The organism is Streptomyces sp. NPDC008125 (assembly GCF_042957125.1).
Lineage (GTDB): Bacteria > Actinomycetota > Actinomycetes > Streptomycetales > Streptomycetaceae > Streptomyces.
The window spans coordinates 172,747-199,712 of sequence record NZ_JBIBHR010000007.1; the positions used below are offsets into that span (position 1 = coordinate 172,747).

General features: G+C 71.7%; 25 protein-coding genes. 6 read left to right on the forward strand and 19 right to left on the reverse strand.

Annotation, left to right across the window (positions count from 1 at the left end; translation table 11 throughout):
- Nucleotide 1: 1 nt before the first annotated feature.
- The 4 genes from ACFZAX_RS14425 (at nt 2) to ACFZAX_RS14440 (ending at nt 5,860) form a co-directional block, all read left to right on the forward strand.
- The gene (locus ACFZAX_RS14425; RefSeq protein ID WP_390961698.1) at nt 2-937 is read left to right on the forward strand and encodes an ABC transporter permease subunit; all 936 of its coding nucleotides are present in this window, start codon (nt 2-4) and stop codon (nt 935-937) included.
- On the forward strand, nt 934-3,024 hold the full coding sequence (locus tag ACFZAX_RS14430; RefSeq protein ID WP_390961699.1) for a dipeptide ABC transporter ATP-binding protein: 2,091 nt from the start codon (nt 934-936) through the stop codon (nt 3,022-3,024). The genes ACFZAX_RS14425 and ACFZAX_RS14430 overlap by 4 nt, the downstream gene beginning before the upstream one ends.
- A 104-nt stretch (nt 3,025-3,128) precedes the next feature.
- The gene (locus tag ACFZAX_RS14435) at nt 3,129-4,808 is read left to right on the forward strand and encodes an ABC transporter substrate-binding protein (protein WP_390961700.1); all 1,680 of its coding nucleotides are present in this window, start codon (nt 3,129-3,131) and stop codon (nt 4,806-4,808) included.
- 155 nt (nt 4,809-4,963) lie between these two features.
- A complete protein-coding gene (locus ACFZAX_RS14440) occupies nt 4,964-5,860 on the forward strand; it encodes a chitosanase (protein WP_390961701.1) in 897 nt (298 codons plus the stop codon).
- A 53-nt stretch (nt 5,861-5,913) separates the two neighbouring features.
- Here the strand turns inward: ACFZAX_RS14440 and ACFZAX_RS14445 are convergent, their stop codons facing one another.
- Both ACFZAX_RS14445 and ACFZAX_RS14450 read right to left on the reverse strand, forming a co-directional pair.
- Nucleotides 5,914-6,168 (reverse strand): WhiB family transcriptional regulator, encoded by a 255-nt coding sequence (locus ACFZAX_RS14445; RefSeq protein WP_390961702.1) that lies wholly within the window; start codon nt 6,166-6,168, stop codon nt 5,914-5,916.
- A 103-nt stretch (nt 6,169-6,271) separates the two neighbouring features.
- The gene (locus ACFZAX_RS14450; protein WP_390961704.1) at nt 6,272-7,069 is read right to left on the reverse strand and encodes a VOC family protein; all 798 of its coding nucleotides are present in this window, start codon (nt 7,067-7,069) and stop codon (nt 6,272-6,274) included.
- Nucleotides 7,070-7,366: 297 nt separating this feature from the next.
- Between ACFZAX_RS14450 and ACFZAX_RS14455 the strand changes: the two genes are divergently transcribed.
- Nucleotides 7,367-9,559: an SNF2-related protein gene (locus tag ACFZAX_RS14455; protein ID WP_390961705.1), complete on the forward strand. Its 2,193-nt coding sequence runs from the start codon at nt 7,367-7,369 to the stop codon at nt 9,557-9,559.
- Nucleotides 9,560-9,571: 12 nt separating this feature from the next.
- On the opposite strand, the gene ACFZAX_RS14460 is transcribed toward ACFZAX_RS14455, so the two are convergent.
- Both ACFZAX_RS14460 and ligD read right to left on the reverse strand, forming a co-directional pair.
- On the reverse strand, nt 9,572-10,807 hold the full coding sequence (locus tag ACFZAX_RS14460; protein WP_390961706.1) for an ABC transporter permease: 1,236 nt from the start codon (nt 10,805-10,807) through the stop codon (nt 9,572-9,574).
- Nucleotides 10,804-11,847: a non-homologous end-joining DNA ligase gene (gene ligD, locus ACFZAX_RS14465; RefSeq protein WP_390961924.1), complete on the reverse strand. Its 1,044-nt coding sequence runs from the start codon at nt 11,845-11,847 to the stop codon at nt 10,804-10,806. Before ligD ends, ACFZAX_RS14460 begins: the two co-directional genes overlap by 4 nt.
- Nucleotides 11,848-11,936: 89 nt before the next feature.
- Between ligD and ACFZAX_RS14470 the strand changes: the two genes are divergently transcribed.
- Entirely contained in the window at nt 11,937-13,001 is a 1,065-nt protein-coding gene (locus ACFZAX_RS14470; protein ID WP_390961707.1) for an ATP-dependent DNA ligase, read from the forward strand.
- On the opposite strand, the gene ACFZAX_RS14475 is transcribed toward ACFZAX_RS14470, so the two are convergent.
- The 15 genes from ACFZAX_RS14475 to ACFZAX_RS14545 form a co-directional block, all read right to left on the reverse strand.
- Entirely contained in the window at nt 12,898-13,209 is a 312-nt protein-coding gene (locus ACFZAX_RS14475) for a DUF1330 domain-containing protein (protein WP_390961708.1), read from the reverse strand. The two genes, ACFZAX_RS14470 and ACFZAX_RS14475, sit on opposite strands and share 104 nt — an antisense overlap.
- Before the next feature lie 81 nt (nt 13,210-13,290).
- Nucleotides 13,291-14,595, reverse strand: a complete 1,305-nt coding sequence (locus ACFZAX_RS14480) for a hypothetical protein (RefSeq protein WP_390961709.1) — start codon at nt 14,593-14,595, stop codon at nt 13,291-13,293.
- Between the two features lie 19 nt (nt 14,596-14,614).
- Nucleotides 14,615-15,385 carry a hypothetical protein gene (locus tag ACFZAX_RS14485; RefSeq protein ID WP_390961710.1) on the reverse strand — a complete coding sequence of 257 codons (771 nt, stop codon included), beginning with the start codon at nt 15,383-15,385 and terminating at the stop codon, nt 14,615-14,617.
- Between the two features lie 47 nt (nt 15,386-15,432).
- Nucleotides 15,433-15,963: a hypothetical protein gene (locus ACFZAX_RS14490; RefSeq protein WP_390961711.1), complete on the reverse strand. Its 531-nt coding sequence runs from the start codon at nt 15,961-15,963 to the stop codon at nt 15,433-15,435.
- 56 nt (nt 15,964-16,019) lie between these two features.
- Entirely contained in the window at nt 16,020-16,664 is a 645-nt protein-coding gene (locus ACFZAX_RS14495) for a hypothetical protein (protein ID WP_390961926.1), read from the reverse strand.
- A gap of 143 nt (nt 16,665-16,807) precedes the next feature.
- Nucleotides 16,808-17,329 carry a hypothetical protein gene (locus ACFZAX_RS14500; protein ID WP_390961712.1) on the reverse strand — a complete coding sequence of 174 codons (522 nt, stop codon included), beginning with the start codon at nt 17,327-17,329 and terminating at the stop codon, nt 16,808-16,810.
- Nucleotides 17,326-18,594, reverse strand: coding sequence for an MCE family protein (locus ACFZAX_RS14505; protein WP_390961713.1), 1,269 nt, complete (start codon nt 18,592-18,594; stop codon nt 17,326-17,328). The genes ACFZAX_RS14500 and ACFZAX_RS14505 overlap by 4 nt, the downstream gene beginning before the upstream one ends.
- On the reverse strand, nt 18,591-19,748 hold the full coding sequence (locus ACFZAX_RS14510; protein WP_390961714.1) for an MCE family protein: 1,158 nt from the start codon (nt 19,746-19,748) through the stop codon (nt 18,591-18,593). The genes ACFZAX_RS14505 and ACFZAX_RS14510 overlap by 4 nt, the downstream gene beginning before the upstream one ends.
- Nucleotides 19,745-20,947 (reverse strand): MCE family protein, encoded by a 1,203-nt coding sequence (locus tag ACFZAX_RS14515; protein ID WP_390961715.1) that lies wholly within the window; start codon nt 20,945-20,947, stop codon nt 19,745-19,747. The genes ACFZAX_RS14510 and ACFZAX_RS14515 overlap by 4 nt, the downstream gene beginning before the upstream one ends.
- A gap of 2 nt (nt 20,948-20,949) precedes the next feature.
- Entirely contained in the window at nt 20,950-21,969 is a 1,020-nt protein-coding gene (locus ACFZAX_RS14520; RefSeq protein WP_390961716.1) for an MCE family protein, read from the reverse strand.
- The gene (locus tag ACFZAX_RS14525) at nt 21,966-22,997 is read right to left on the reverse strand and encodes an MCE family protein (RefSeq protein ID WP_390961717.1); all 1,032 of its coding nucleotides are present in this window, start codon (nt 22,995-22,997) and stop codon (nt 21,966-21,968) included. Before ACFZAX_RS14525 ends, ACFZAX_RS14520 begins: the two co-directional genes overlap by 4 nt.
- Nucleotides 22,994-24,301: an MCE family protein gene (locus tag ACFZAX_RS14530; RefSeq protein WP_390961719.1), complete on the reverse strand. Its 1,308-nt coding sequence runs from the start codon at nt 24,299-24,301 to the stop codon at nt 22,994-22,996. Before ACFZAX_RS14530 ends, ACFZAX_RS14525 begins: the two co-directional genes overlap by 4 nt.
- Nucleotides 24,301-25,104, reverse strand: coding sequence for an ABC transporter permease (locus ACFZAX_RS14535; RefSeq protein ID WP_327179132.1), 804 nt, complete (start codon nt 25,102-25,104; stop codon nt 24,301-24,303). The genes ACFZAX_RS14530 and ACFZAX_RS14535 overlap by 1 nt, the downstream gene beginning before the upstream one ends.
- A 3-nt stretch (nt 25,105-25,107) precedes the next feature.
- A complete protein-coding gene (locus tag ACFZAX_RS14540) occupies nt 25,108-25,968 on the reverse strand; it encodes an ABC transporter permease (protein ID WP_390961720.1) in 861 nt (286 codons plus the stop codon).
- Complete coding sequence (locus ACFZAX_RS14545; RefSeq protein WP_390961721.1) at nt 25,965-26,960, reverse strand: ATP-binding cassette domain-containing protein; 996 nt, start codon at nt 26,958-26,960, stop codon at nt 25,965-25,967. Before ACFZAX_RS14545 ends, ACFZAX_RS14540 begins: the two co-directional genes overlap by 4 nt.
- Nucleotides 26,961-26,966 lie beyond the last annotated feature (6 nt).

The following is a 26,966-nucleotide window of genomic DNA, read 5'->3' on the forward strand; positions in this document are numbered from 1 at the left end:
CGTGGCGGCAGACCTGACGACGGGGACCACCGCACCGGGCGCGCAGGCGGCGCCTCCCGCCAAGGACGGCCGGCACCTCGGCCTGGCCCGGCTCCATCTACGACGGTTCCTGCGCAACCGGCTGGCCGTCCTCGGCGTGGTGATCTTCGTGGCTCTGGTGCTCTTCAGCGCCTTCGGCGGCCTGTTCACCCCGTACGCGTACTCCGACGCCGACTTCGCGGCGCTCACCCAGCCCCCCGGTTCCGCCCACTGGTTCGGCACCAACCAGGGCGGCAACGACATCTACGCGTCGGCCGTGCACGGCCTCCAGCGCTCCCTGGTCATCGCGGTGAGCGTGTCGGTGCTGACCGTCGTGGTCGCGGCGGTCGTCGGTTCCAGCGCCGCCTACTTCGGCGGCCGGACCGAGAAGGCGACGCTCGCCCTCATCCACTTCCTGCTGGTCGTCCCCAGCTTCCTCATCCTCGCCCTGGTCTCCCACCGGCTGGCCGGCGACTGGCGGGTCCTCATCGTCGTGCTGACGGTGTTCGGCTGGATGTCCACGGCCCGGGTGATCTGGTCGGTCTCGACCTCCCTGCGCGAGAGGGACTTCGTCACGGCGGCGGAGTTCATGGGGGTCCGGCCGCTGCGCGTCATCCTGCGCCACATCATCCCCAACCTCGGCTCGCTGCTGATCGTCAACCTGACGCTCGGGGTCGTCGCCACCGTGCTCAGCGAGACCGCGCTGTCCTTCCTCGGGTTCGGCGTCCAGACGCCCGACGTCTCACTCGGCACCATGCTCGCGGACGGCGCCGGGGCCATCACCAGCGCGCCCTGGCTCTTCGCCTTCCCCGCGGGCCTGGTCGTGCTGCTGACCGTGTCGATGACGTTCGTCGGCGACGGGCTGCGGGACGCCCTCGATCCCACGTCCGTGACCGGTGCGGCGGGAGGCCGACGATGACCCTCACGACTCCGCTGCCCGGACGCGTGCCGCCCACGGCCGCCACCCCCGTGCTCTCGGTGCGGGATCTGCGGATCTCCTTCCCCTCCGAGGCCGGCCGGGTGGAGGCGGTGCGCGGGGTCGGTTTCGACCTGCTGCCGGGACGTACGCTCGGGATCGTCGGCGAGTCCGGCTCGGGAAAGTCGGCCACCGCGATGGGCATCATGGGCCTGCTCCCGCCCACCGCCGAACTGCGGGGCCAAGTGCTGCTGGGCGGGCGGGACCTGGTCGGACTCGGGGACAAGGAGCTCTCCGGCGTCCGGGGCAAGTCCATCGGCATGGTCTTCCAGGACCCCCTCTCCGCGCTCACCCCCATCTTCTCCGTGGGCCGGCAGCTCTCCGACGCCCTCCGGGTCCACCAGGACCTGTCGAAGCGGGCCGCCCGGGAGCGGGCCGTGGAGCTGCTCGACCTCGTCGGCATCCCGGACCCCCGTGAGCGGGCCGCGTCCTTCCCGCACGAGTTCTCCGGCGGGATGCGCCAGCGCGTCGTCATCGCGCTGGCGATCGCCAACGAGCCGTCCGTCCTCGTCGCCGACGAGCCCACCACCGCGCTCGACGTCACCGTGCAGGCCCAGATCCTCGACGTCCTGCGGCTCGCCCAGCGCGAGACCGGCGCCGGGCTCGTCCTGATCACCCACGACCTCGGGGTCGTCGCCGGCCACGCGGACGAGGTCGCGGTGATGTACGCGGGCCGCATCGTGGAACGGGCGGGCGTCGACGAGCTGTTCCGGCGGCCGGCCATGCCGTACACCGCACGGCTGCTGGCCGCCGTACCGACCGTGGACAGCGGGGTGCACCGGCCTCTCCTGCCGATCGCCGGAGAGCCGCCGGCCCTGGTGGGTCTCCCCACCGGCTGCCCCTTCGCGCCCCGGTGCGCGGTCGCGCTCGACGCCTGCCGCACCGACGAACCCGCCCTGCGCCACATCGGCGGACACGGCGAGGTGGCCTGCCTGCGCGCCGAGGAGACGTACGGCGGTGCCCTGGACCCGGCCGGGGACGTCACGCCGGTCGCGCCGCCCGCCGGAACGCACTCCGGCACACCGGGCACGGGCGAGGTCGTGCTGCGCGTGGAGGATCTCGTCAAGACCTTCCCCGTCACCAAGGGCACCGTCCTCAAGCGCCGGGTCGCCACCCTGCGCGCCGTCGACGGCGTGGGGTTCGAGCTCCGGGCCGGCGAGACCCTGGGTCTGGTGGGCGAGTCGGGCAGCGGCAAGACCACCACGCTGCTGGAGATCCTCCGGCTGCGGCGGCCCGAGGGCGGCCGGATCGAGGTCGCCGGACGGGACCTCGCCACCCTCGGTTCCGCCGCGGCGGTACGGGAGTTGCGGCGTGACGTGCAGATCGTCATGCAGGACCCGCTCGGGGCACTGGACCCGCGGCTCCCCGTCTCCGAACTGCTCGCCGAGCCGCTGCGCGCGATCGGGCGGGACCGGGAGGCGATCCGTGTCCGGATCGCCGAACTGCTGGGCCTCGTCGGCCTGGACACCGCGGTGGGCGACCGCTTCCCGGCCGCGCTCTCCGGTGGCCAGCGCCAGCGGGTCGGTATCGCCCGGGCCCTGGCGACCGAGCCGAAGCTGCTGGTCCTCGACGAGCCGCTGTCCGCGCTCGACGTCTCCGTACAGGCGGGGGTGATCAACCTGCTGACACGGCTCAAGCGCGAACTCGGGGTCGCCTATCTGGTGGTCGCGCACGATCTGGCCGTGATCCGGTACGTCTCCGACCGCATCGCGGTGATGTATCTCGGCCACGTCGTGGAGACCGGGGACACCGAGAACCTCTTCGCCGACCCCCGGCACCCGTACACCAAGGCCCTGTTGTCGGCGATCCCGGTGCCGGACCCCCGGCGCGAACGCACCCGCGAGCGCGTCGTGCTCCGGGGCGAGCAGCCGAGCGCCACCCGGTTGCCCGCGGGCTGCGTCTTCGTCGACCGGTGTCCGCTGTACCGCCTCGCCGACGAGGGCGTACGGCAGCGCTGTCGTACGGAACGCCCCGCGCCGACGCGGGTGGCCGGGCGGCCCGGCCACAGCTACGCCTGTCACGCCGACTGAGCACTCCACGGTCCCTGCCCGCCGCGGCCCGCCGGTCCCGACCGGCCCCGCGTCGCCCCTCCGTTCCGCCTCCCCACCCCCGACTCCGAAGGAACCGTCCCGCCATGCGCGCACGACTGGCCCTGCCGCTCGCCCTGATCGCCGCCATCTCCGTCACCGCCACCGCGTGCTCCTCCTCCGGGAAGGACACCCCCCGGGCGGACAGGAAGAACGTCCCGGCCGCCGCCTCCGGCGCCGCGGACTACAACCCGCAGCCGTACGACAAGATCAAGGACGGCGGCACCTACACGACGGTCGGGACCTTCGACGACCAGGGCAACCCCTTCAACGTCAACTCCACCTTGACCGCAGCCCGGGTCTGGGCCTGGTACAACGCGGACGCGATCACCTACTCGCCGACCGGCGAGGTGCAGTACAACCCGGACTACTACAGCGATGTGAAGGTCGCCGTCGAGGGCGGCAACCAGAAGGTCACCCTGACGATCAACCCGAAGGCCGTGTTCAACGACGGAACGCCGATCGACTGGACGGCCATCGAGGCGACCTGGAAGGCCAACAACGGCTCGGACAAGGAGTTCGCCGCCTCCTCCACGGACGGCTACGACCGGATCACCTCGGTCGGGAAGGGGGCGGACGCCAAGCAGGCGGTCATCACCTTCAAGGGGGTCAACGCCTCCTGGTCGAGCCTGTTCACCACGTTCCTGCACCCCGAGGCCGCCACGGTCGCCCACTTCAACGACGCCTACGTGAAGAAGGCGCATCCCGAGTGGGGCGCGGGTCCGTACACCGTGGGCTCCTGGGACACCCACTCCGGCAACATCACCTTCGTCCGCAACCCGAAGTGGTGGGGCAGGAAGGGCAAGCTCGACAAGCGTGTCTACGTGAACCTGGAGTCGACCGCCGCGGTCAACGCGTTCAAGAACGGCGAGATCGACCTCGCGTCCGCCGTCGACGCGGAGAGCCTCAACCAGGTGAAGGGGCTGAAGGGGAGCGAGATCCGCAGCGGCGGCAGTCCGTTCGAGTACTCGCTGTACTTCAACACGAAGTCCGCCGTCCTCGCGGACGAGGAGGTCCGCAAGGCGGTCGAGGAGAGCATCGACCGTGCCCAGATCGCGAAGATCCAGTTCCAGGGGCTGGACTACACCGAACCCCTGCCCGGTTCGGCGGTGCTGTACAGCTTCCAGAAGGGCTACCGGGACAATCTCTCCGCCGTGCTGACGTACGCGCCCGAGGAGGCGAAGAAGTCGCTCGACGCGGCGGGGTGGAAGGCGGGGGCGGACGGCGTGCGTGCGAAGGGCGGCAAGAAGCTCGAAATCGGCTACACGCTTCTCGGCGACGACCCGCTCGACAAGGCCCTCGCCGGTGCCTTCACGGCGATGCTGAAGCCGGTCGGTATCAGCCTGGTCGTCAAGAAGGCCGACGAGGCGGACTTCGCCGGCATCCTCAGCGACCGCAAGTTCGACCTCTTCCTGTCGGGCAACCGCTCGATGGACCCGTTCGGCGCGCGGTACCTCTGCGACTTCTACTGCTCGGACCGTGACTCCAACCTCACCGGTGCCGGCTCGCCGGCGCTGGACGCCGAGATCCGTGCCACCACCGAGATCGCCGACCTCGACGAGCAGGTGGCGGCGGTCAACGAGGTCGAGCAGAAGGCCCTGCGGGAGTACGCCTTCCTGCCGCTGTTCAGCGGCCCGTCGACGTACGCGGTGAAGAACGGTCTCGCCAACGCGGGGGCGACCATCTTCCACAACCCGCTCCCGGAGACGGTCGGCTGGCAGAAGTAGGCAGCCCACGCCCGCTGCCACGACGGGCGCTTCCGGAGGAATCACCCCGACGGAAGCGCCCCGGCGGGCCCGGGGCGGACCCGGTTCGGCGCCGCCCCGGACCGGGGGAAGGGCTGACCCGTGGGGTTCCTGTGAACCCCCCTAGACTGTGCGGCGTGAAACCTGCGATACGTCTCGCCGTCATCGGCGTCCCGGTCATCATCGTCCTCTCCCTGGTCTTCGGGGGTTCAGACGGTGACGAACTCCCCTCGGACACCGGGCAGCCGTCGGCAGCCGCCGAGAAGGAATCGGCGGCGGACGTCCGCGCCGAGGAGGACGCGGAGATCGCCGAGCAGCCTCCGGGGCTGGCCGATCCGGCGATGAAGGAGATCGTCTCGGAGCTGGTGTCGAGTGCGGACAGTTCGACGCTGGACTGGCGGAGCCGGTACGGCGCGATCGAGGACACCGGGGACGGCTCGGGCTACACCGCCGGGATCGTCGGCTTCTGCTCGGGCACCAGCGACATGCTGGACCTGGTCCAGCACTACACCGCGCAGCATCCGGACAACCCGCTCGCCCCGTTCCTGCCGGCGTTGCGCAAGGTGAACGGCACCGCCTCGCACGAAGGGCTGGACCCGGGGTTCACCGACGCCTGGCGGCTGGCGGCGAAGGACCAGGCGTTCCGCGCGGCGCAGGAGGAGACCCGGGACCGGCTCTACTACGAGCCCGCCGTGCGGCAGGCGAAGCTGGACGGGCTGGGGCCGCTCGGCCAGTACATCTACTACGACGCCATGGTGCTGCACGGGCCGGACACCGACGCGACCGGCTTCTACGGCATCCGGGACGCCGCTCTGGCGGAGGCCGACACGGTCGCCGAGGGCGGTGACGAGGAGGATTACCTCGACATCTTCCTGGACGCGGGCCGCAAGGCGATCCTCGCGAAGCCGACCGAGCGCAACACGACCCGGATCGACACGATGCAGCGGGTGTTCCTCGATGCCGGCAACTTCGAGCTGGCCACTCCGCTGGAGTGGCAGGTGTACGGAAAGACCTTCCGCATCCCGGCCGCCTGAGCGCTCCCGCCACCGAGCGCTCCCGCAGTTGTGCGGCGCCGTGTCCGCTCCGGTCAGGCGCTCGCGCGGCCGGAGCGGCGCAGCCGGTCCCGCTCGTTCTCCGACATGCCTCCCCAGACGCCGAAGCGCTCGTCGTTGGCGAGGGCGTACTCCAGGCATGCGACCCGCCCCTCGCAGGCGAAGCAGAGCCGCTTCGCCTCGCGCGTCGAGCTTCCGGGTGCGGGGAAGAAGAACTCGGGACCGGTCTGAGCGCACAGGGCCGATTCCTGCCAGGCGAGTGCGTCCTCGGTGGTGGTGTTGATCAGCATGCGCCCAGCATGCCGCCCGTCAATAAACATCCGTTGAACGAATACTTCTGGCCACGCCTTCAGCCGGCGCGGGGAGGGGGGCCGCACCGGGGACGAGGGCGTTTCATTCCATCGGCGCGGGCTTGATGACGGCGAAGCAAGCCCCGTACGGGTCGGTGACGTTGGCCATCACGCCGACCTTCTCGACGTCCATCGGGCCGAGGGTGACGGCCCCGCCGAGCCGGACCGCGTCGCCCAGCAGCACCTCGACGTCGTCCACCGAGAAGTACGGCAGCCAGTGCGGCCCGGACCGTGCCTCGCTCGGCACCTCGTCCAGGCCGACCAGCCCGCCGAAGAACGCGGCCTCGCCGTCGCCCTCGGTACCGGCCGGGCGGATCATCGTGTAGGTGCCGCCGGGGAACTCGGTGGCCTCCGCGTCCCAGCCGAAGACGCGTCCGTAGAACGCCTTCGCCGCCTCCACGTCCGGGGTGTAGAGCTCGGACCAGAGGAGCGTGCCCGGCACCTGGGTCGCACCGAGTCCGGGGTTCTGCTTGGGCTGCCAGGAGCCGAAGTAGGCGCCCGCCGGGTCGGTGAACCCGCCCATCCTGCCGTACTCCAGCACGTCCATCGGCGCGAAGGGAACGTTTCCGCCCCCGGCTTCGACCGCGCGGGCGGTCGCGTCCACGTCGGGCGACTGGAAGTACACCGACCACGTCGGCTTGGCCTGTTCGTCGGTGACGGTCATCGCCCCGGCGACGGTCCGGCCGTCCAGCGTGTACATCCCGTAGCCGCCGGTCTCGGGGCCGCCGGGGACCAGGTCCCATCCGAACAGGCCCCGGTAGAAGGCGGTGGCTCCGTGGAGGTCGGGTGTGCCGAGGTCGATCCAGTTCGGGGCGCCCGGGACGAAGGTCGGGTCGAGCATGGCGCTGCGCTCCTCCGGCGGGGCCCGTTGACGCCCCGCTCAACTCGTCGGTGCAGGTCGTGGACGTGGTGTCGCGCAGGGATTCCCTGGCCATTCGAGTCTGCCACCGGTGGCCGGACGCCGCAGTCCGCGGACGGCCGGCCGGACGAGGAACGCCCTGCCGCCACGATCCGGGCTCCGCCGCCGGGGCGGTGGCGGCACTCCTGCCGGGCGCTCGTGAAACCATGGGGGCCCGCGGGACCGCTGCGTGGTGTCCCGGGACGGGCAGGGCGGCGGGACAGAAGGACGTACGTACACATGCCACAGGACGGCGCTACGGGCACCGGGGCGGGCGCCAGGAGGGCGGTCCGGCCGCTGCTCGCGGACGCGGACGCGCTGCTGGCGGCGGCCCGCGCGGTGCCCGCCGACCACGACCGTGCACTGGACGCCGTACGCTCCGTGCTCGACCCCCTCGTCGGCTCCCTGGTCGGCCGGGAACTGGACGCGATCCCGGTCGCCCGGCTGCGCGACGTGACGGAGGGGCGGCTGCGCATCACCGCCTTCGAACAGGCCGGGTTCCGCACGGTCGGCGCGGTGCGCACGGCCGGCCGGTACGAGCTCCGGCGGCTGCCCGGGGTCGGGGCGCAGACCGCGGACCAGGCGCTGGCCGCCGCCGAGCAGCTCGCGCACGCGGTCCGCGACACGGTCGCGGTGCGACTCGACGCGGACGCCCCGGACCCCGCCGCGGGCGCGCTGGTGGTGGCCCTGCACCGGCTGGTCGAAGCGGGCCCCGACGCGCGGCGGGCCCGCGAGGCGGCGCTGCGCCTGATCGCGCGGCTGGAGGAGCCGGTCGCCTCGGCGGCACCGGCCAGGGGGCGGCTGCGCCCCCTCTTCCTCGGCCGGGAGGCGCGCGGGCGGGTCGCTGCGGCGGTGGAGACCGTGCGCACCGTGCTGGCGGAGGCCGAGGAGCGGCGGCTGCCGCTCCTTTTCGGCCAGGTGTGCGTCGATCTGCTGCGGGGCGACGAGCCGGAGGCGTCGGCCTGGGTCGACTTCGAGCTGCGGTCGGCCGAGTACTACGGGCTGCTCGCCGAGTTGTCGGGCACCGGCCCGGACCGGGAAGCCGCCGAGGGGTTCCTGCCGTCCGCGATCGCGGACCGGGTGCGCGGACTGCGGCTGGACGACACGCGGTTGCGGGTGTCGCTGCGCGGCTACCAGTCGTTCGGGGCCCGGTTCGCGCTCGCCCAGAAACGGGTGGTGCTCGGGGACGAGATGGGTCTGGGCAAGACGGTGCAGGCCATCGCGGCGCTGGCGCACCTGGCGGCGGGCGGCGCAAGCCACTTCCTGGTGGTGTGCCCGGCGAGCGTGCTCGTCAACTGGACGCGCGAGATCCGTGCCCGTTCCACGCTGGGCGTGCTGCCGGTCCACGGCCCCGACCGGAACGACGCGTTCGCCCGGTGGCTCCACTCGGGCGGGGTCGCGCTCACGACCTTCGACGCGCTCCACGCCCTGCCGGACGCGGGGGTGGCGGGCGTGCGGCCGGCGATGCTCGTCGTGGACGAGGCGCATTACGTGAAGAATCCCGGCACCCGCAGGACGCGGGCGGTCTCGGGGTGGGCGGACCGGGCCGGGCACGTCCTCTTCCTCACCGGCACGCCGATGGAGAACCGGGTGGCGGAGTTCCGCAGCCTGATCAGCCTGCTCCGCCCCGAACTGGCTCCCACGGTCGACAGCGCGCAGGGCGCGGCCGGTTCCCTGGCCTTCCGCCGCGCGGTGGCACCCGCCTATCTCCGGCGCAACCAGGAGGACGTACTCCCCGAACTGCCCGCGCTGGTGAGGGCCGACGAGTGGGTGGAGTTCAGCGAGGCCGACCTGCGTGCGTACCGGGCGGCGGTGGACGACGGCCACTTCATGAGGATGCGCCGGGCGGCGTACGCGGTGCCCGAGGCGTCGGCGAAGCTGGCCCGGCTGCGGGAGCTCGTCGCCGAGGCGGCCGGCAACGGGCACAAGGTGGTGGTGTTCTCCTACTTCCGCGAGGTGCTGGCGACCGTCCGCGAGGCCCTCGGCGACGGGGTGTTCGGGCCGGTCGCGGGGAACGTCGCGGCGGGCCGCCGGCAGGAGCTGGTGGACGCGTTCGGCGCGGCGCGCGGTCACGCGGTGCTGCTGAGCCAGATCCAGGCGGGGGGCACCGGGCTGAACATGCAGGCCGCCTCCGTGGTCATCCTCTGCGAGCCGCAGATCAAACCCACCCTGGAGCACCAGGCAGTGGCCCGGGCGCACCGGATGGGTCAGATACGCAGCGTCCAGGTGCACCGGCTGCTCACGGCGGACAGCGTCGACCAGCGGATGATGGCACTGCTGGCCCGCAAGGACCGCGCGTTCGACGCGTACGCCCGGCGCAGCGATCTCGCCGAGGCGGTGCCGGAGGCCGTGGACGTGTCGGAAGGGGCCCTGGCCCGGCTCATCGTGGAGGAGGAGCAGCTGCGTCTCTCGGCGGGGACACCGGTGGACTGAGCCCGAGGAGCTTCAGCCGGACGCCGCCGCGTGCTCGGGCTCCTTCGGCCGGCCGCCCGGGTGGCGGTGGCGCCAGGTCCAGAACACGGCGCAGGAGACCAGGGCCCAGATGCCGAGCACCAGGTAGGGGAAGAGGAACTGGTGCCCGTGGTAGTAGACGGCGGTGTGCTGGGCGTTGACCGAGGCGCCCGGAGGCAGCCAGCGGCCGATGTGCCCGAGCAGCGACGGCAGCAGCGGCCAGGAGACGGCGCCGCCGGACGACGGGTTGCCCAGCAGCACCATGACGCCCCAGGTCGGGAGCATCGCCCACCGTCCGATGAGGGTGTTGAACATGGTGAAGACCATGGCACTGGTGAACATCGTGAACGCCAGGATCAGCCAGGACTGGAGGAACGGCAGGTCGAGGGCGCCGAGTCCCCAGTCCACGACGGCGGCGATGGCGAAGGCGCCGAGCAGCGCGTGGGCGACGGTGAAGAGGATGCGTTCGACCGGGGTCAGGGTGCGGGCGTGGACGCTGAGCTGGATGGCTCCGACGAAGCCGAGGATGACGGCGGCGAGCGAGATGTAGAAGAGCGCGAGTCCGCGCGGGTCGCCCGGCTGGAGCGGTTTGACGTCCCGGACGGTGACCGGCACTCCGATCTCCTTGCCCACCTTCTCCCCCGCCTCGGCGAGGAGTTGGGCCACGGAGGCGCCGGACGCGGCGGCGACGTCGAGGTGCACCCGGTCGTTGTCGGCCCGCAGGATGGTGAAGACGCGTTGTTCCTGGAGCGCCTGGTCGGCCTCGGCCGTCGTGTCGTACTCGTGCAGGACCACGGAGGTGTTCAGGGCCTTCTCCATCCCCGCCACGAACGCGGTGCCGCGCGGCGAGGCCGGCTGGCCGACGACGGCCGCCGGAATCCGGTGCGGCGTGGGGTTGGCCATGGCGTAGGTGTACGAGCCGGCGAAGAGGCCCGCGGCGGCGGCGAGGATGAACAGCAGCACGGTCGCGGGGAAGTACGGCGACTCCTTGAAGGCGTGCCACTTGTCGCGCGCGGTGGAGGGCCGGCCGTGGGCGCCGTGGCGGGTGTGCCCGGGGGTGCGTCCGCCCGTCTCTCCGGCGGCACCCGTCTCCCCGGCGGCACCCGTCTCTCCGGCGGCACCCGTCTCTCCGGCGGCACCCGGCCCAGCGTCGCCCCCGCCGGTGCCGTCGCTCCCGCCGCCCGCCTCCGGCTCCGGCTCCGGCTTCGGCGGAATCCGCTCGCTGCTCACCCGTCGGCCTCCGGTCCGTCGTCCGGCGCCTCGCCTTCCGGCTCGTCCTCCGCCCGGGCGCGGCTGGGCTGCACGCGCTTGGGCTCGCCGGGCATCTTGGGGTACTCCGGCGGATAGGGCAGGTCGCCGTGCCCGTGTTCCCGCTCGTCCCGTTCGGCGAGTTCCAGCAGGAGGTCGAGGCCGAAGGCGTGCTGGTCCATCTCGGCGTGGACGTCGCCCACCTTCGCGTACCGCTGGGGCATGGTCCTGATGTCGAAGTCGCGGGGCTCGGCGTCGTCGATCTCCTCCCAGCGCAGCGGGGCGGAGACCGGAGCGTGCGGGAAGGGGCGTACGGAGTAGGCGGAGGCGATCGTCCGGTCGCGGGCGGTCTGGTTGTAGTCGACGAAGATCCGCTCGCCGCGCTCCTCCTTCCACCAGGCGGTGGTGACCCGGTCGGGCATCCGCCGCTCCAGTTCGCGCCCCACGGCGATGGCGGACCGCCGCACCTCGGTGAAGGTCCACTCGGGCACCAGCGGCACGAAGACGTGGATGCCGCGTCCGCCGGAGGTCTTGGGCCAGCCGCGCAGTCCGTGGTCCTCCAGGACCGAGCGGAGTTCGTGGGCGGCCTCGACGGCGTCGGCGTAGTCCGTGCCGGGCTGCGGGTCGAGGTCGATGCGCAGCTCGTCGGGGTGGTCGGTGTCGGTGTTCCGTACCGGCCACGGATGGAAGGTGAGGGTTCCGAGGTTGGCGGCCCAGAGCACCGCCGCGAGTCCGGCGGGGCAGATCTCGTCGGCGTGCCGGCCGCTGGGAAAGGAGATGCGGGTGGTGGGGATCCAGTCGGGCACGTTCTTCGGCGCCCGCTTCTGGTAGAAGAACTCGCCCTCCACGCCGTCGACGAAGCGCTGGAGGGTGGTGGGGCGGTCGAGCAGCGCGCGGGTGATGCCGCCGCCCACGGAGAGGAAGTACTCCGCCACGTCCCTCTTCGTGTAGCCCTTCTCCGGGAAGTACACCTTGTCGGGGTTGGACAGCCGCACCGGCCGCCCGTCGACGTCGAGTTCCACCGCAGCTCCCATGTCGGCCACCGTAGGCGGGGTACGCAAATGCCGCATATCGAAGGACGGGGGGTGGGGTTTCGCGCAGAATCAGGACCATGGACCTGCCGGTGATGCCTCCTGTGAAGCCGATGCTCGCCAAGTCCGTCGCCACGATCCCGCCGGGCATGCAGTACGAGGCGAAGTGGGACGGCTTCCGAGCGATCGTGCACCGGGACGGCGACGAGGTGGTGATCGGCAGCCGTACCGGCAAGCCGCTGACCCGCTACTTCCCCGAGCTGGTTCCGGCGGTTCTGGAGTCGCTGCCGCCGCGCTGCGTGATCGACGGGGAGATCGTGCTCGCGCATGGCGGGCGCCTCGACTTCGACCGGCTCAGCGAGCGCATCCACCCCGCCGAATCGCGCGTACGCCTCCTCGCCGAGCGGACCCCCGCGTCCCTGGTCGCCTTCGACGTGCTGGCCCTGGACGACCTGTCGCTGCTCGACACCCCGCAGGTGGAGCGGCGTACGGCTCTGGAGGCGGCGCTCGCGGGTGCGGTGCCGCCGGTCCACCTCGCTCCGGCCACCACGGACCGGGAGGTCGCGCAGCGGTGGTTCGAGCAGTACGAGGGCGCGGGCCTGGACGGGATCGTCGCCAAGCCGCTCGGCCTGCCCTACCGGCCGGACACCCGCTCCATGTTCAAGATCAAGCACGAGCGGACCGCCGACTGCGTGGTGGCGGGCTACCGCGAGCACAAGAGCGGGCCGGTCGTCGGCTCCCTGCTGCTGGGGCTGTACGACGACGGGGGCACACTCCAGCACGTGGGTGTCTGCGCGTCCTTCCCGATGAAACGCCGGGCCGAACTCGCCGACGAGCTGTCAGAGTTGAGGACCCCGGCCGCAGAACACCCCTGGGGCGCCCGGGCGAACGCCGAGGCGCACGAGAGTGCCCGGCTGCCGGGGGCACCGAGCCGGTGGTCGGGCAGGAAGGACATGTCGTGGGTGCCACTGCGTCCGGAGCGGGTCTGTGAGGTGAGGTACGACCACATGGAGGGCGACCGGTTCCGTCACACCACCCAGTTCAGCAGGTGGCGCCCCGACCGCACCCCTTCCGGCTGCACCTACGGGCAGTTGGAGGAAGCGGTGCGGTACGACCTCTCCGAGGTGTTGTCGGGAGCGGGGTGAGGCGGGTCGTGGATGTTCCCACTGCTACCGGGGCGCCCTGGGCCGGGAACAGCTGCCGGATCTTGTCGGCGGCGCGATAGTCGCCCCCCGCCCCCTCGACCAGCGCGACCACGGAGGTCGCGTGCTCGGTGCGGAGGGGCGGGATCGCCTGGTAGGCGGGCGACTCGTACCTCTCCTGCGCGGAGGCGGTGTCGGGGAACTCCAGCACGACGAGGTCGCCGACCCACTCCCCCGCGTGTGCGGGGCCGGCATCGCCCGTCCCGGGGTGCGGAGTCCGTCAGCAGATGCCCTACTCCGCAGCCCCCTCGGCCGGATTCACGCACGGGTCATCCGTCGCCTCGGGGTCCGCGGAGGGGTCGGCCGCCGGGTCCGTGCAGGTGGGCTCGGGGTCGGTGGTGGCCGGGGCGGTGGGTTCCGTGGTGGCGGGGTCCGTGGGGTCGGGGGTGCCGGTGTCGGTCGGGTTCGGGTCGGGCGTGGTGCCGGGGTCGGGCGTGGTGCTCGGGTCCGGGCTCGTGCTCGGGTCCGGCGTCGTGCCGGGGTCGGGCGTGGTGCTCGGGTCGGGCGTGGTGCCGGGGTCCGGCGTGGTACTCGGGTCCGGGGTCGTGCTGGGGTCCGGGGTGGTGCCGGGGCCGGGCGGGCCGGACGGCGTGGGAGTGGGTGAGGTGGAGGGGCGGGGGCTGCCGGAGGGCTGCGGGCCGATGATGATGGAGCCGCCCTGGCTGCCGGGGCCGCCGACCGGGGCGGAGGGTTCGGTGGGGCCGCCCGCGCCGGGGCTGGTGGGCAGGGGGCCCTGGCCGTCCGGGACCGGGTGGGCCCCGTCGCCGTAGTACGCCATCCAGGACAGCACCGTACGCAGGTAGGTGTCCGAGTGGTTGTAGCTGAGGATCGCGCGGTCGAGGTCGGCGCCGACGGAGAGGTTGCGGGCGCCTGCGCAGAGGTAACGGCCCGCGGCGAGCGTCGCGTCGTAGACGTTGCTGGGGTTCCGCAGGCCGTCGCCGTTGCCGTCCTGGCCCCAGTGGGCCCAGGTCGACGGGATGAACTGCATCGGCCCGACGGCCCGGTCGAAGGTGCGGTCGCCGTCGTAGGCACCGTTGTCGGTGTCCGGGATGTTGGCGAACCCGGCGCCGTTCAGGACGGGGCCCAGGATCGGCGAGAGGGTCGTACCGGCCTTGTCCACCCTGCCGCCGGCGGCGTGCCCGGACTCCACCTTGCCTATGGCGGCGAGGAGTTGCCACGGCAGCCGGCAGGAGCCGTCGGTCCGGGCGACGGTGGTCCCGGCCCTGCGGTACGCGGCGAGCACGGTCGACGGGATGCCCGCCTCGGCCCAGGCACGGACGACGGCGGGGGTCTGGCGCACGCCCGGCTTCGGGGGCGTCGGCGGAGCCGGCGACTCCAGGGGCGGTAGTTCGGTGTGGTACGAGTCGTCGTTGGGCACGTGCGTCCAGACCACCTCGTCGGTGGCCACGTTCTTCGCCTCGTCCTGGTGCGCGGCGTTCGTGAAGCCCGGTGCCTGGGAGGCCGTGAGTGCGGCCATGGCGGCGACGGCCGTGGCCGTGCCGGTGATTCCGCGCCGCATGGAGCCGTTGAACCTCATCTGTCCGTCTCTCCCCGGGTCACTGGGTGAAGGTGTCGATGGCCGCGATCTGCCAGCGGCCGTCCTTGCGGACGGCGTCCACGGCGAACATGGCCGCCGCATAGGTCGTCTCCTCCTTGGCGCCGGTGCGGGTGTTGCTCTGGTCGGCGAAGACGAGGAGCCTCGCCCGGTCTCCGTCGAGCCGTTCGACCGCGCTCTCGGTGACGGTCGTGGTGAGGACGAGCTTCTGCTTGGGGGCCTGCTCCCGTACCTGGGCGAGCATGTCCTGGTGCTGCTGGACCGCCTTGCCGGTCAGGTAGGTCTTGGCGGCGCGGTCGGACTTCTCGGGGGAGGCGTAGTCGTAACTGAAGACGGCGCCGACCGCCTCGGTGATCTGTCCCTTGACCTCGCTGGTGCGGGCGATGTCGGTGAGCGCCGTGTTCCGGCGGCTCGGGTCGTCGCGCAGGGTGGCGGCGGAGGCGAACGCCCAGGCGGCGAAGACACCGAGGAGCACGGTGAGTACGCAGAGGAGCGCGGGGAGGCTGATACGGAGGCGACGCGTCCGGTTTTCCGGGGCCTCCGTCTCCGTCCCGGCCGGGGGGCGCTCGTCCCCGTCCTCGTCGGCCGGGACGGACGGCTCCGGGGCGTCGGCCGGATCGCCGGCACGCGGGTCACCGGCGTCCGCTTCGGCGACGTCCGTGGCGCCCCCTTCCCCGGCCTCCGGGGAGGCCGGGGAGGGCGCCGCGGCGCGGTCGGCGGCGACGGTGGCCAGTCTGCGCTGCCGGTTGACGAGGTGACGGGTCGTCGACATGTCCGGGGTTCCTCTCGGGGTGGGGCGGGGTGGCGGGAGCGGCGGCGTCAGCCGGCGGTGTTGCCGACGGGTGCCTGGCCGAGGGCGCTGAGCTTCCACCCCTGGGAGGTCCGGGTGAGCTGGCCGAGCATCCGGCTCTCCTTCACCGCCGGGTCGCCCTCCGGCGCGGTGACGGTGACGCGCAGGGCCACCATCAGGCTCGCCCTGCCGGCCCGTTCGTCCAGTTCGGTCACGGCGCCGGAGAGGACCTGGGCGGAGCTCTTCGTCTTCGCCGTCTCGATCTGCTTCACGAACGCAGCGCGTCCGTCGACGAGTTGCTGGTGGAGCTCTCCGGTCGTGGAGTCCTCCCAGCTGTCCAGCCCCTCCTGGAGACGGGAGTGGTCGAGCGTGTTCATGTTCTGCACGGCCTGCTCGCCCGCCGCGAGGGCGTCGTCGCGGGCCTGTGCGTACGAGGCGGAGTCGTCGTGCGCCGCCGTGTACCAGGACCAGCCGCCCCAGCCCGCCGCGACCGCCGCCACGAGTGCCAGCGCACTCGCCGCCCGCACCAGCGGGTTCGTCGCCTTGATCGACCGTGCCATCGCTGCCTCTCCCCTGCCGGCCACCGTGCGGGCCGGCACCGTGTCGCTGTGCCTCGTCACCTGGAGGTGATCTCGACGATCTGCCAGACGCCGTCCTGCTGGTGGGCGGTGATGGAGAGCTGGGCCGCGGCCGTGGTGGCGGCCCTGCCCTCGCGCTCGTACACCTGGTCCAGGAAGACCAGCAGGTGGGCGCTGTCGCCGGTGAGCCGGGTGACCCCGGCGCGCACGACGTTGGTGGTGAGCGTCAGCTTCTGGTCGGCCGCCTGCTTCTCGACCTGGCCGAAGAGCTCCGCGTACTGCTTGAGCGCCGCTCCGGCCAGCAGGTGCTGGGCGGCGGTCTTCGTCGCGGCGGTGGTGCCCGGCGCGTAGGAGAAGACCGTGGCGAGGGCGCTGCTGACGTCACCGGTGACGCGGTCGGTGGCGGCCGTGTCGGTCAGGGCCTGGTTGGCGGTGGCCGGGGTGTCCCGGATCTGCCGGCCGCGCACGAAGAGGCCGGTTCCCGCGGCGATCAGCAGGACGACCAGGACGCCCGCGAGGACACGCCGCCGGCGGGCCCCCGTACCGGGCGAGGCCTGGGGCGCGCCGTCCTCGGGGGGCGTGCCTTCCTCCGTGGCGTCGCCTGCGCTCCGGGAGCCGGGCTCCTGCGTGGACGTGGGCACCGCCTCGGCATGCTTCTCCACGTCCTGGCCGGTAACGCTCACCGCTGCCGCCTCTCCGCCGTCCTGGACGACGCCGTCGTGTTCGGCGCTGCTGCCCTCGGCGCCGCTGTGCTCGGCGCTGTCGTGCTCACCGATGCCGGGCTCGTCCCGGTCGTGCGGGGCCGCCGTGCCCGTCCGCGCCGCGCTCATGTGGCCGCTCCGACCGGGATGGCGGTGAGCGCCTTGACCTTCCAGCTGTCGCCCGTACGCTCCAGGGCGGCCTCGAACCGTTTGCGTTCGGTGCCGGCCGCTCCGGTGCGCGGGGTGACCCTCACCTCGACGGTGGCGATCAGTTGCGCCGTGCCGCCGCGCTCGTCCAGGGCGGTGAGCGCCGCGTCGGTGACCGTGCCCTTGGCGCTGGTGCCCGCCGACCGGAACGCGGCCGCGTCCTTGGTACGGGTGCTCTTCAGCTGGTCGTGGAGCGGTCCGGCGGTGACGCCCAGCCAGCCGTCGAGCCCTGCGGCGATCTTCGCGGTGTCGGTGCCGTCCATGCTGTTCAGCCGGGCCAGTTGGCTCCGCCCGGCGGCGAGGGCGGCGTCCCGGCTCTTGGCGAACGAGACGGAGTCGTCGTCCCGGGCCGCCGCGTACGACCAGCCGCCCAGCGCGCAGACGAGCACGGCGGCGAGGAGGACCGCCCAGCCGGTGAGGTTCTTCGCCCGTGCGCTCACGCCCCTCCCCCCAGTCCGAGCAGCCCGGCCATGGTGGTCGACGAGTCCGTCGAAGTGGTGGCGGAGAGGGGGCCGGCGGACAACGCTCCGGGGAGGATCGTGTCCGACGCGGAGCCGGTCAGGGTCGTCACCGGCTTCACCGGGTCGGGGACAGCGCCGCCCTTCGGGGCGTTGGCCGGGCCCCGCACCTCGACGCCGGTGCCGGGGGACGCGGTGCAGCGCGCCTTGGTGTTGGCAGCGGGTCCCTTGGTGGTGTCGAGGCCGTTGCGGTAGACGGTGTCGCCGTATCCGGCGGTGCAGGGCAGGGGTTCGAAGAAGGTGACGGCCATGCCGAACCGTGCGCCGTCCTCGTCCACCACGCTGGCTCCGGCGGCGGCCACGGCGGGCAGCTTCACCAGGAGTTCCTCGATGCCGCGCTGGCGGGTGACGGCGACCTCGGAGGTGGTGAGGAGGTTGGCGACCACCACGCCGAAGCCCGGGTCGAGGTCGCGCATGAGTGCGCTGAGCTGGGTCGCGGCGCCGGGGGTGGCGGCGATCAGACGGCGCAGGTCGCTGTCGGAGCCCTTGAGTTCGGCGGCCAGGTCCTTCGCCCCGTCGGCGAATCCCTTGAGCGCGTCGCCCTGTTCGGCCTGGGTGCGCAGGACCGTCTCGCCGTCCTGCATCAGCTTGATGTCGGCGGGCAGGGCCTTGTCGGCGGCGTCGACGAACTCGCTGCCGGTGTCCAGCAGGACCTGCAGGTCGTCGCCCCGGCCGGCCAGCGCGGTGCCGAACTCGTCGACCACGGTGCGCAGCGATTCCAGGTCCACCGAGGACGCCAGGTCGTTGACGCCGACGAGTACGTCGGTGGGGGGTGCGGGGATGGTGGTGTCGGCCTGGTCGATCACCGATCCGTCGCCGAGGAACGGGCCGGTGGAGCGGGTGGGGCGCAGGTCGACGTACTCCTCGCCGACCGCCGAGAGGTTGGCGACGACGGCGGTGAGGCTGTCGGGGATGGGCGGGGAGTCGTTGTCGATGCGCAGTTCGGCCTCGACGCCCTCGTCGGTGAGTCCGATGGGGCCGACCCGGCCCACCGACACGCCGCGGTAGGTGACGTTCGAGTGAGTGAAGAGGCCGCCGGTCTGGGGCAGTTGGACGGTGACGGTGTAGTAGTCGCGCAGCCCGACATAGTGGCCGAGGTCGGCGTAGCGGACGCCGAGGAAGCCGAGGACGAGCACCGAGATCACGAGGAAGGCGATGTTCTTGAGGCGGATGGCCGTGGTGATCATCGGTCGCTCCCCGTGCTCGAAGCGGTCACCGGGGGAAGCGGCAGCGGCAGGGAGGCGAGGGACGCCGTCTCCGCCGACGGGGTCTCCGGGGTGGTCGTCGCGTTCGGGTCGTACGGCGGGATGATCCGGGACCCGGGGGCGGCGGTCATGTCCAGGTAGACGTTGAGGTAGTCGCCCTTGACGCCGCGCAGGATCTCGTCGGTGAACGGGTAGGTGGCGAGCACCTGGAGGGAGTCGGGCAGCGCGTCGCCGGAGTCGGCGAGCGCCTTGAGGGTGGGCGCGAGGGCCTTGAGGTCGGCGATCATGTCGGCCTTGCTCTTGTTGATCGTGTCGACGGCGACGGTGGACAGGGTGTCGAGCGAGCTCAGCATGGTCAGCAGCTGGCCGCGCTGCTCCTCCAGGACCTTGAGGCCCGGGCTGAGGCCGGTGAGGACGGTGCCGACGTCCTGCTTGCGGGCGGCGAGGGTGGCGGCGAGCCGGTTGACGCCGTCGAGGGCCTGGGTGATGTCCTCCTTGTGGTCGTCCAGGTCGGTGACGAGGGTGTCGACCCGCTGGAGCATCGACCGGATCTCCGGCTGCTGTCCGGTGAGCGCCTTGTTCAGCTCGGTGGTGATGGTCTTGAGCTGGCTGACACCGCCGCCGTTGAGGAGCAGGGAGAGCGCGCCGAGGACCTCTTCGACCTCCGGGTTGCGGTTGGTGCGGTCGAGCGGGATGCGGTCGCCGTCCGCGAGGGCGCCCTCGGCCTTGCCTTCGGCGGGCGGGGACAGCTGGACGAACTTCTCGCCGAGGAGGCTGGACTGTTCGAGATGGGCGAGGGCGTTGGCGGGGAGGCCGACGCTCCCGTTGATCCGCATGGTGACCTTCGCGGTCCAGCCGTCCTGGCCCAGCGCGATGTCGGTCACCCGGCCCACCGCCACGTCGTTGACCTTGACGGAGGACTGGGGGGCGAGGCTGAGGACGTCGGCGAACTCGGCGGTGATCTCGTACGGGTGGTCGCCGAGGTCGGCGCCGCCCGGCAGCGGAAGCTGCTCGATCCCGTTGAACGACGGTGCGTCGACCTGGGTGACCACGAGGACCAGGGCGACGCCCACTGCGGCCACTCCGGCCGCCCCGGCGATCACCCGGCCCCTGGGTCGGTACGCGGCCCTGCTCATCGGCCGGCCTCCTTCTTTTCGGTACCGGACCGGTCGGTACCGGACCGGTCGGTACCGGTGGCCGTCTTCTCGGGCGTGCCGTAGACGGTGCCGACGGCGGGGAGCGGCAGGACGGGCAGTTCCGCCCGGCGGGAGGCGTCCACCGCGGCGAGTCCGCTCAGGGTCGCCGCGCCGCCGCTGCCGGATGCCGCGGTGCCGGTCGCCGCGGCGCCGGACGAGGGCTGGTCGGGGAAGTAGCCGCCCATGCTCAGCTCGTTGAGGTTGGTCCGTCCGTCCAGGGTGCGGTTGAGGGGGTCGTACGCGTTGACGAGGTTGCCGGCCGTGAGCGGGAGGGTGTCCAAGGACTCGGCGAGGGAAGCCCGTTGGTCGACGAGGACCTGGGTGAGCGGGACGAGCGCGTCGACGTTGGTCTTGAGCGACTCGCGGTTGCCCTCGATGAAGGTCTTCACCTGGCCGAGGGCGGTGGAGAGTTCGGCCAGGGCGGCGCTGAGGTTCTCCTTGTCCTCGGCGAGAAAACCGGTGACGGAGTTCAACTGCTGTTCGGCCGAGCGTACTTCGCCGTCGTTGTCCTTCAGCATGGTGGTAAAGGACTGGAGGTAGGACAGGGTGTCGAAGAGGTCCGTGCTGCTCTTGTCCAGGGTCTTCGTCGCCTTGCCGAACTCCTCGATGGAGTCGCCGATGGCCTTGCCGTTGCCGTCGAGGTTCTTGGCCCCGGTGTCGAGGAGGCGGGCCAGCGCCCCGTTCGCGTTGGCGCCGTCCGGGCCGAGCGCGGTGGAGAGTTCGGTGATGGAGGCGTAGAGCTGGTCGACCTCGACGGGTGCGGCGTTGCCGTCGGCGGGGAGCACCGCGCCGTCGGCGAGGGTGGCGCCGCCGGTGTAGGCGGGCGCGAGCTGGATGTACCGGTCGGCGACGAGGCTGGGGGCGACGAGCACCGCGTGCGCCCCTTCGGGGACCTTGACGTCCTTGTCGACGCGGAGAGTGACCCGCACCTGTTCGCCGCGCGGTTCGACGGAGGTGACGCTGCCCACCTTGACGCCGAGGATGCGCAGGTCGGAGCCTGCGTAGACGCCGGTGGCCCGGTCGAAGTACGCGGTGACGGTGGTGGTGCCCTCCTGGTCGAGGGCCATCACTCCGGAGGTCGCCGCGACGGCCACGACCGCGAGTCCCGCGCCGATGCCGATGACGCGCGTGAGTCTCATCTTCAGCTGCCCCCTTCCTGTTTGGGCGGCATGCATCCGGTGGCCGGGGTCGCGTCGGCCGGCAGGTAGTTCTTGGGCACGACCCCGCAGACGTAGTTGTCGAACCAGCGGCCGTTGCCGAGGGTGTTGCCGACGAGCCGGTTGTAGTCGCCGGCCATCGAGAGGACCTTGTCGAGGCTGTCCTCGTTCTTCACCAGGACGGCGGTGACCCTGCCGAGCGCGTCCAGGGTGGGCTTCAGCTGCTTGTTGTTGTCCTGGACGACGCCGGTGAGCTGGATGCCGAGGTTCTTCGTGCCCGTGAGCAGCTGGTGGATGGAGTCCCGGCGGGCCTGGATCTCGCCCAGCAGGAGGTTGCCGTCCTTCAGCAGCGTCTCGAAGGAGCTCTCCTTGGAGGAGAGCGTCCTGGTGAGCTGCTTGCTGGCCTTGAGCAGGGTGGCGAGTTCGGCGTCGCGCGCGGAGACCGTACGGGAGAGCGCGGAGAGGCCGTCGGCGGCGCTGCGGACGTGGGCCGGGGAGTCCTTGAAGGTGTCGGAGATCGCGTCGAAGCTCGCGGCGAGCTGGTCGGTGTCGATCTCGTCGATGGTCTCGCCGAGCCCGTTGAACGCCTGGGTGACGTCGTACGGGGAGGTGGTGCGGTCGGCCCCGATGCGGTGGGACGGGTCCTGGGAGGTGGTGCCCAGCGGGTCGACGGCGAGGTACTTGTCGCCGAGCAGGGTCTTGACGGCGATGCCGACGGTGCTGGAGTCCCCGATCCAGGCGTCCTTCACCCGGAAGGTGACCTTGACCTTGGCGCCGTCGAGCGCGACGCCGGTGACCTCGCCGACCTTCACGCCGGCGATACGGACCTCGTCGCCGTCGGAGAGCCCGGCGGACTCGGAGAAGTCGGCGGTGTAGGTCGTGCCGCCGCCGACGAGGGGCAGCGCGTCGGCGTGGAAGGCGGCGAACCCGACGAGGCCGAGGACGACGAGACCGGCGACCGAGACGGCGACGGGGTTGCGTTCCCTGATGGGGGTGATGTTCACGCCGTGCACCTCGGTTCGGTGATCGCGATGCCGGTGGGCGGCGTGCTGCCGTCGCTGGTGGTGACCCCGGAGACCTTGGCCTCGCAGAGGTAGAGGTTCATCCACGATCCGTATGAGGTGAGGCGGGTGATGGCCTCCATCTTGGCGGGGGACTTCGCCAGGAAGTTCTCGATCTCCGGTGTGGCGTCGCCGAGTTGGCCGGAGAGCCGGCCGACCTGCTTGATGCTGTCCTTGAGGGGCTTGCGTCCGTCCTCGAAGAGTCCGGCGGTGACGGTGGTGAGGGCTCCCATCGCGGTGACGGCCTCGCCGAGCGGTTTGCGGTCCCCGGCGAATCCGGTGACCAGCTGCTGCAGGGTGTCCACCAGTTCGGTGAATCCGGCCTCGCGGTCGTTGACGGTCTTCAGCACCTCGTTGAGGTTCTTGATCACCTCGCCGATGACCTTGTCCTTGGCGGCGACGGTCGTGGTGAGCGAGCCGACGTGGCTGAGGATGCTGTCGACCGTGCCGCCCTCGCCCTGGAGCACCTGGACGATGGAGCCGGCCAGCTCGTTGACGTCGGGCGGCGAGAGGCCCTCGAAGAGCGGCTGGAAGCCGTTGAAGAGCTGGGTCAGGTCGAGCGCGGGGGTGGTGCGGGCGAGCGGGATGGTGGCCCCGGCCGCGAAGCTCCGGCCGACGGGTCCGGCACCCTGGTCGAGGTCGATGTAGCGCTGGCCCACCATGTTGAGGTACTTGATGGACGCGGTGACCGAGGCGGGGAGCGTACGCCCCTTGCGTACGGCGAAGCGGACTTCGGCGACCCGGCGGTCGGCGAGGCCGATGGACTCGACCTGGCCGACCTTGACCCCGGCGATGCGGACGCTGTCGCCGACGACGAGCCCGGTGGCGTCGGTGAACCGGGCCTTGTACGACGTCGTGTCCCCCACCCCGGTGTTGGCGATGGAGAGGGCGAGCACGGTGGTCGCCAGGGTCGTCACCAGGACGAAGACGATCGATTTCGTGAGGGGTCCCGCGAGGGAGCGGCGCTTCACTTGAGCTTCACCTCCGCACCGCGGAAGGCCGGACCGATGAGCACGCTGCTCCAGTCGGGCAGGTCCTGCGGCTGGGCTTTCAGTGTGGGAGCGACGAGTTCGTTGACGAGCGCGCTCTCCTCGGGGGAGTTGGCGACGCCGAGGGAGCGTTCGCCGGCGGCCGTGTCGGTGGCGCTGTCGACGGCCGCGGGGCCGGCGCCGGTGTCCGTTCCGCCGTCCGCCGCCACCAGGGTCTCGGCGGTGGGGGCGGTGGCGCCCAGGTACGGCACGGTGTAGCAGTGCGGGCCGCCGGTGGCCGTGTAGCGCGGGGCGTCGCGGCCGGCGACGTACTTCCCCTTGGACGGGACGGTCTTGAGGGTGACGTGCAGGCCGGGCTGGTCGGTGCCCTTGCCGAGCGCCTTGTCCATGGCGGGCACCATGCCGGCCATGGTGCGCAGGGTGCAGGGGTACTCGTCGGCGTACTTCGCGAGGAGTTCGAGGGTGGGGCGGCCGGAGGCGGAGAGCCGGATGAGGTTGTCCTTGTTCTTCCGCAGGAAGGCGGTGACGTCTTGGGCGGAGGCGGTCGTCGTCCCGTACAGGCCCGCGAGTCGGGCCTCCTGGTCGGCGATGGTGCCGCTGGTGGTGGTGAAGTCGGTGAGCGCGTCGACGACGTCCGGCGCCGCGTCCGCGTAGACCGAGCTGACCTTCACCAGCTCCTGGATGTCCCGGTTGAGTGTGGGGAGTTGGGGGTTGAGCTTCTTCAGGTGGGCGTCCAGGGTGACGAGGGTGTCGCCGAGCTTCTCGCCGCGTCCTTCGAGCGCCTGGGAGACGGCCGTGAGGGTGGCGGAGAGCTTCTCCGGCTTCACGGCGGTGAGCAGTGGCAGGACGTTGTCGAGCACCTGCTCCAGTTCGATGGCGTTGCTGGAGCGGTCCTGCGGGATGACCGCCCCGGCGCGCAGCGGCTCTCCGGAGGAGACCTGCGGTGGTACGAGGGCCACGAACCGCTCCCCGAAGAGGGTGGTGGGCAGCATCTGGGCGGTGACGTCGGCGGGGACCTGGTGGAGCTTCTCCGGGTCGATGGCGAGGGTGAGCCGTGCCCCGTCGCCGTCCGTCGTGATGGAGCGGACCTGGCCGACGACGACGCCGCGGAGTTTCACGTCGGCGTTGTCGTGCATCTCGTTGCCGACCGAGCCGGTGCGTACGGTCACGGTCGCGTCGTCCTGGAAGTCCTTCTCGTACACCGAGACCGAGACCCACACCAGCACGGCGGGCACCAGCAGGAAGGTGACCCCGGCGGCTCTGCGGCGTACCGTCTGCGCGTTCATCAGCCGGCCACCTTCACGGTCGTCGTGGCGCCCCAGATGGCGAGCGAGAGGAAGAAGTCGGTGACGCTGATCAGCACGATCGCGTTGCGCACCGAGCGGCCCACCGCGATGCCGACCCCGGCGGGGCCGCCTTCGGCGCGGAAGCCGTAGTAGCAGTGGGCGAGGATCACCAGCACGCTGAAGATCAGCACCTTGAGGACGGAGAGCAGCACGTCGTCCGGGGAGAGGAAGAGGTTGAAGTAGTGGTCGTAGGTGCCCTCGGACTGGCCGTTGAAGAGGACGGTGACGTACCGGGAGGCGACGTACGAGGAGAGCAGCCCGATCGCGTAGAGCGGGATGATGGCGACGACGCCCGCGATGATCCGGGTGGTGACGAGGTAGGGCATCGAGCGGACGCCCATCGCCTCCAGCGCGTCGACCTCCTCGTTGATCCGCATCGCGCCGAGCTGGGCGGTGAAGCCGGCGCCGACGGTCGCGGAGAGCGCGAGTCCGGCCACCAGGGGTGCTATTTCACGGGTGTTGAAGTAGGCGGAGATGAATCCGGTGAAAGCGGAGGTGCCGATCTGGTTGAGCGCCGCGTACCCCTGGAGGCCGACGACGGTCCCGGTGAAGAGCGTCATGGCGATCATCACGCCGATGGTGCCGCCGATGACCCCGAGGCCGCCGCTGCCGAAGGCGACCTCGGCGAGGAGGCGCTGCACCTCTTTGGTGTAACGGCGCAGCGTGCGCGGTATCCAGATCAACGCGCGTACGTAGAAGTTGAGTTGGTCGCCCGAGCGGTCGAGCCAGCTGAGCATGGACATCGGTCAGCCCCCCTTCGCGGGGACGATCTGGAGGTAGACCGCCGTGAGGACCATGTTCACGAAGAACAGCAGCATGAAGGTGATGACGACGGACTGGTTCACCGCGTCGCCGACGCCCTTGGGACCACCGCGCGGGTTGAGGCCGCGGTAGGCGGCGACGATGCCGGCGAGGAAGCCGAAGATGAGGGCTTTGAACTCGCTGATCCAGAGGTCGGGAAGCTGGGCGAGCGCGGAGAAGCTGGCGAGGTAGGCGCCGGGGGTGCCGTCCTGCATGATCACGTTGAAGAAGTAGCCGCCGAGGGTGCCGACGACCGAGACCAGGCCGTTGAGCAGCAGGGCGACGAACATGGTGGCGAGGACGCGCGGGACGACGAGGCGCTGTACGGGCGAGACGCCCATGACCTCCATCGCGTCGAGCTCCTCGCGGATCTTGCGGGAGCCGAGGTCGGCGCAGATCGCGGAGCCGCCGGCGCCCGCGATGAGCAGCGCGACGATGAGCGGGCTGGCCTGCTGGATGACCGCGAGGACGCTGGCGCCGCCGGTGAACGACTGGGCGCCGAGCTGCTGGGTGAGCGAGCCGACCTGGAGGGCGATGACGGCGCCGAACGGGATGGAGACCAGCGCAGCGGGCAGGATGGTGACGCTGGCGATGAACCAGAACTGCTCGATGAACTCCCGCGCCTGGAAGGGGCGCCGGAAGACGGCCCGGGTCACCGCGATCCCGAGGGCGAAGAGCTTCCCGGTCTCCCGCAGCGGTGCCAGCAGCCGCGAGGGCTGCCTCTGCACGGGCTGCGGGGACGGTACGGGCGCGGGGGGCGGCTTCCGCGGCGGCTCGGCCGGCCGCACCGGTATCTCGGCGGTCACGGGCGCGCACCGCCGGTGGCCGTGGTCTGGCTGCGCAGGATGGCGTGCTGGGCGGCGACCGGCAGCTGGTGCATCATCTCGGCGACCCGCTCACGACGGCGCAGGGCACCCTGCCGTACGGGCATCCCGGGCGAGGGTTCGAGCTGCGGGACGACGCCGCGCGGCCCCTGGCCGGCGTGGCCGCCCGGGCGGTGGCCGTCGGAGGCCTCGGCGGCGAGCAGGGCGGCGTCCTTCTCCTCGGACATGCCGATGGGCCCCTCGCGGCGGCCCGAGAGGAACTGGGAGACCACCGGCAGGTCGCTGGTGAGCAGCACCTCGCGCGGACCGAAGGTGACGAGGTTGCGGGAGAAGAGCATCCCCATGTTGTCGGGGACGGTGGCCGCGATGTCGAGGTTGTGGGTGACGATCAGCATCGTCGCGTCGATCTGCGCGTTGAGGTCGATCAGGAGCTGCGAGAGGTAGGCGGTGCGCACCGGGTCGAGGCCGGAGTCCGGCTCGTCGCAGAGGATGATCTGCGGGTCCAGGACCAGGGCTCGCGCGAGGCCGGCCCGCTTGCGCATGCCGCCCGAGATCTCCCCGGGCAGCTTCCCCTCCGCCCCGAGGAGCCCGACGATGTCGATGCGCTCCATGACGATGCGGCGGATCTCGGATTCCGTCTTGCGCGTGTGCTCGCGCAGCGGGAAGGCGATGTTGTCGAAAAGGGACATCGAGCCGAAAAGGGCGCCGTCCTGGAACATGAGCCCGAAGAGTTTCCGGGTCTCGTAGATGTCCCGCTCGGGGCTGTTCACCATGTCGACACCGTTGATGAGGACGCGTCCCCGTTCGGGCTTGAGGAGCCCGATGATGGATTTCAGGAACACGGTCTTCCCGGTGCCGGACGGCCCGAGCATGACGCTGACCTCACCGGCGGGAAGCGTGAGTGATACATCCTGCCAGATGTTCTGTCTGCCGAAAGACTTGGTAAGGCCTTCGACGACGACTTCGATTCCCATCCCACC

Excerpts from the sequence above, each read along its gene's own strand:
- ACFZAX_RS14430 (WP_390961699.1), top strand. The coding sequence starts at position 934 with ATGACCCTCACGACTCCGCTGCCCGGACGCGTGCCGCCCACGGCCGCC.
- ACFZAX_RS14435 (WP_390961700.1), top strand. The coding sequence starts at position 3,129 with ATGCGCGCACGACTGGCCCTGCCGCTCGCCCTGATCGCCGCCATCTCC.
- ACFZAX_RS14445 (WP_390961702.1), bottom strand. The coding sequence starts at position 6,168 with ATGCTGATCAACACCACCACCGAGGACGCACTCGCCTGGCAGGAATCG.
- ACFZAX_RS14450 (WP_390961704.1), bottom strand. The coding sequence starts at position 7,069 with ATGCTCGACCCGACCTTCGTCCCGGGCGCCCCGAACTGGATCGACCTC.
- ACFZAX_RS14455 (WP_390961705.1), top strand. The coding sequence starts at position 7,367 with ATGCCACAGGACGGCGCTACGGGCACCGGGGCGGGCGCCAGGAGGGCG.
- ACFZAX_RS14470 (WP_390961707.1), top strand. The coding sequence starts at position 11,937 with ATGGACCTGCCGGTGATGCCTCCTGTGAAGCCGATGCTCGCCAAGTCC.
- ACFZAX_RS14480 (WP_390961709.1), bottom strand. The coding sequence starts at position 14,595 with ATGAGGTTCAACGGCTCCATGCGGCGCGGAATCACCGGCACGGCCACG.
- ACFZAX_RS14485 (WP_390961710.1), bottom strand. The coding sequence starts at position 15,385 with ATGTCGACGACCCGTCACCTCGTCAACCGGCAGCGCAGACTGGCCACC.
- ACFZAX_RS14490 (WP_390961711.1), bottom strand. The coding sequence starts at position 15,963 with ATGGCACGGTCGATCAAGGCGACGAACCCGCTGGTGCGGGCGGCGAGT.
- ACFZAX_RS14505 (WP_390961713.1), bottom strand. The coding sequence starts at position 18,594 with ATGATCACCACGGCCATCCGCCTCAAGAACATCGCCTTCCTCGTGATC.
- ACFZAX_RS14510 (WP_390961714.1), bottom strand. The coding sequence starts at position 19,748 with ATGAGCAGGGCCGCGTACCGACCCAGGGGCCGGGTGATCGCCGGGGCG.
- ACFZAX_RS14515 (WP_390961715.1), bottom strand. The coding sequence starts at position 20,947 with ATGAGACTCACGCGCGTCATCGGCATCGGCGCGGGACTCGCGGTCGTG.
- ACFZAX_RS14530 (WP_390961719.1), bottom strand. The coding sequence starts at position 24,301 with ATGAACGCGCAGACGGTACGCCGCAGAGCCGCCGGGGTCACCTTCCTG.
- ACFZAX_RS14535 (WP_327179132.1), bottom strand. The coding sequence starts at position 25,104 with ATGTCCATGCTCAGCTGGCTCGACCGCTCGGGCGACCAACTCAACTTC.
- ACFZAX_RS14545 (WP_390961721.1), bottom strand. The coding sequence starts at position 26,960 with ATGGGAATCGAAGTCGTCGTCGAAGGCCTTACCAAGTCTTTCGGCAGA.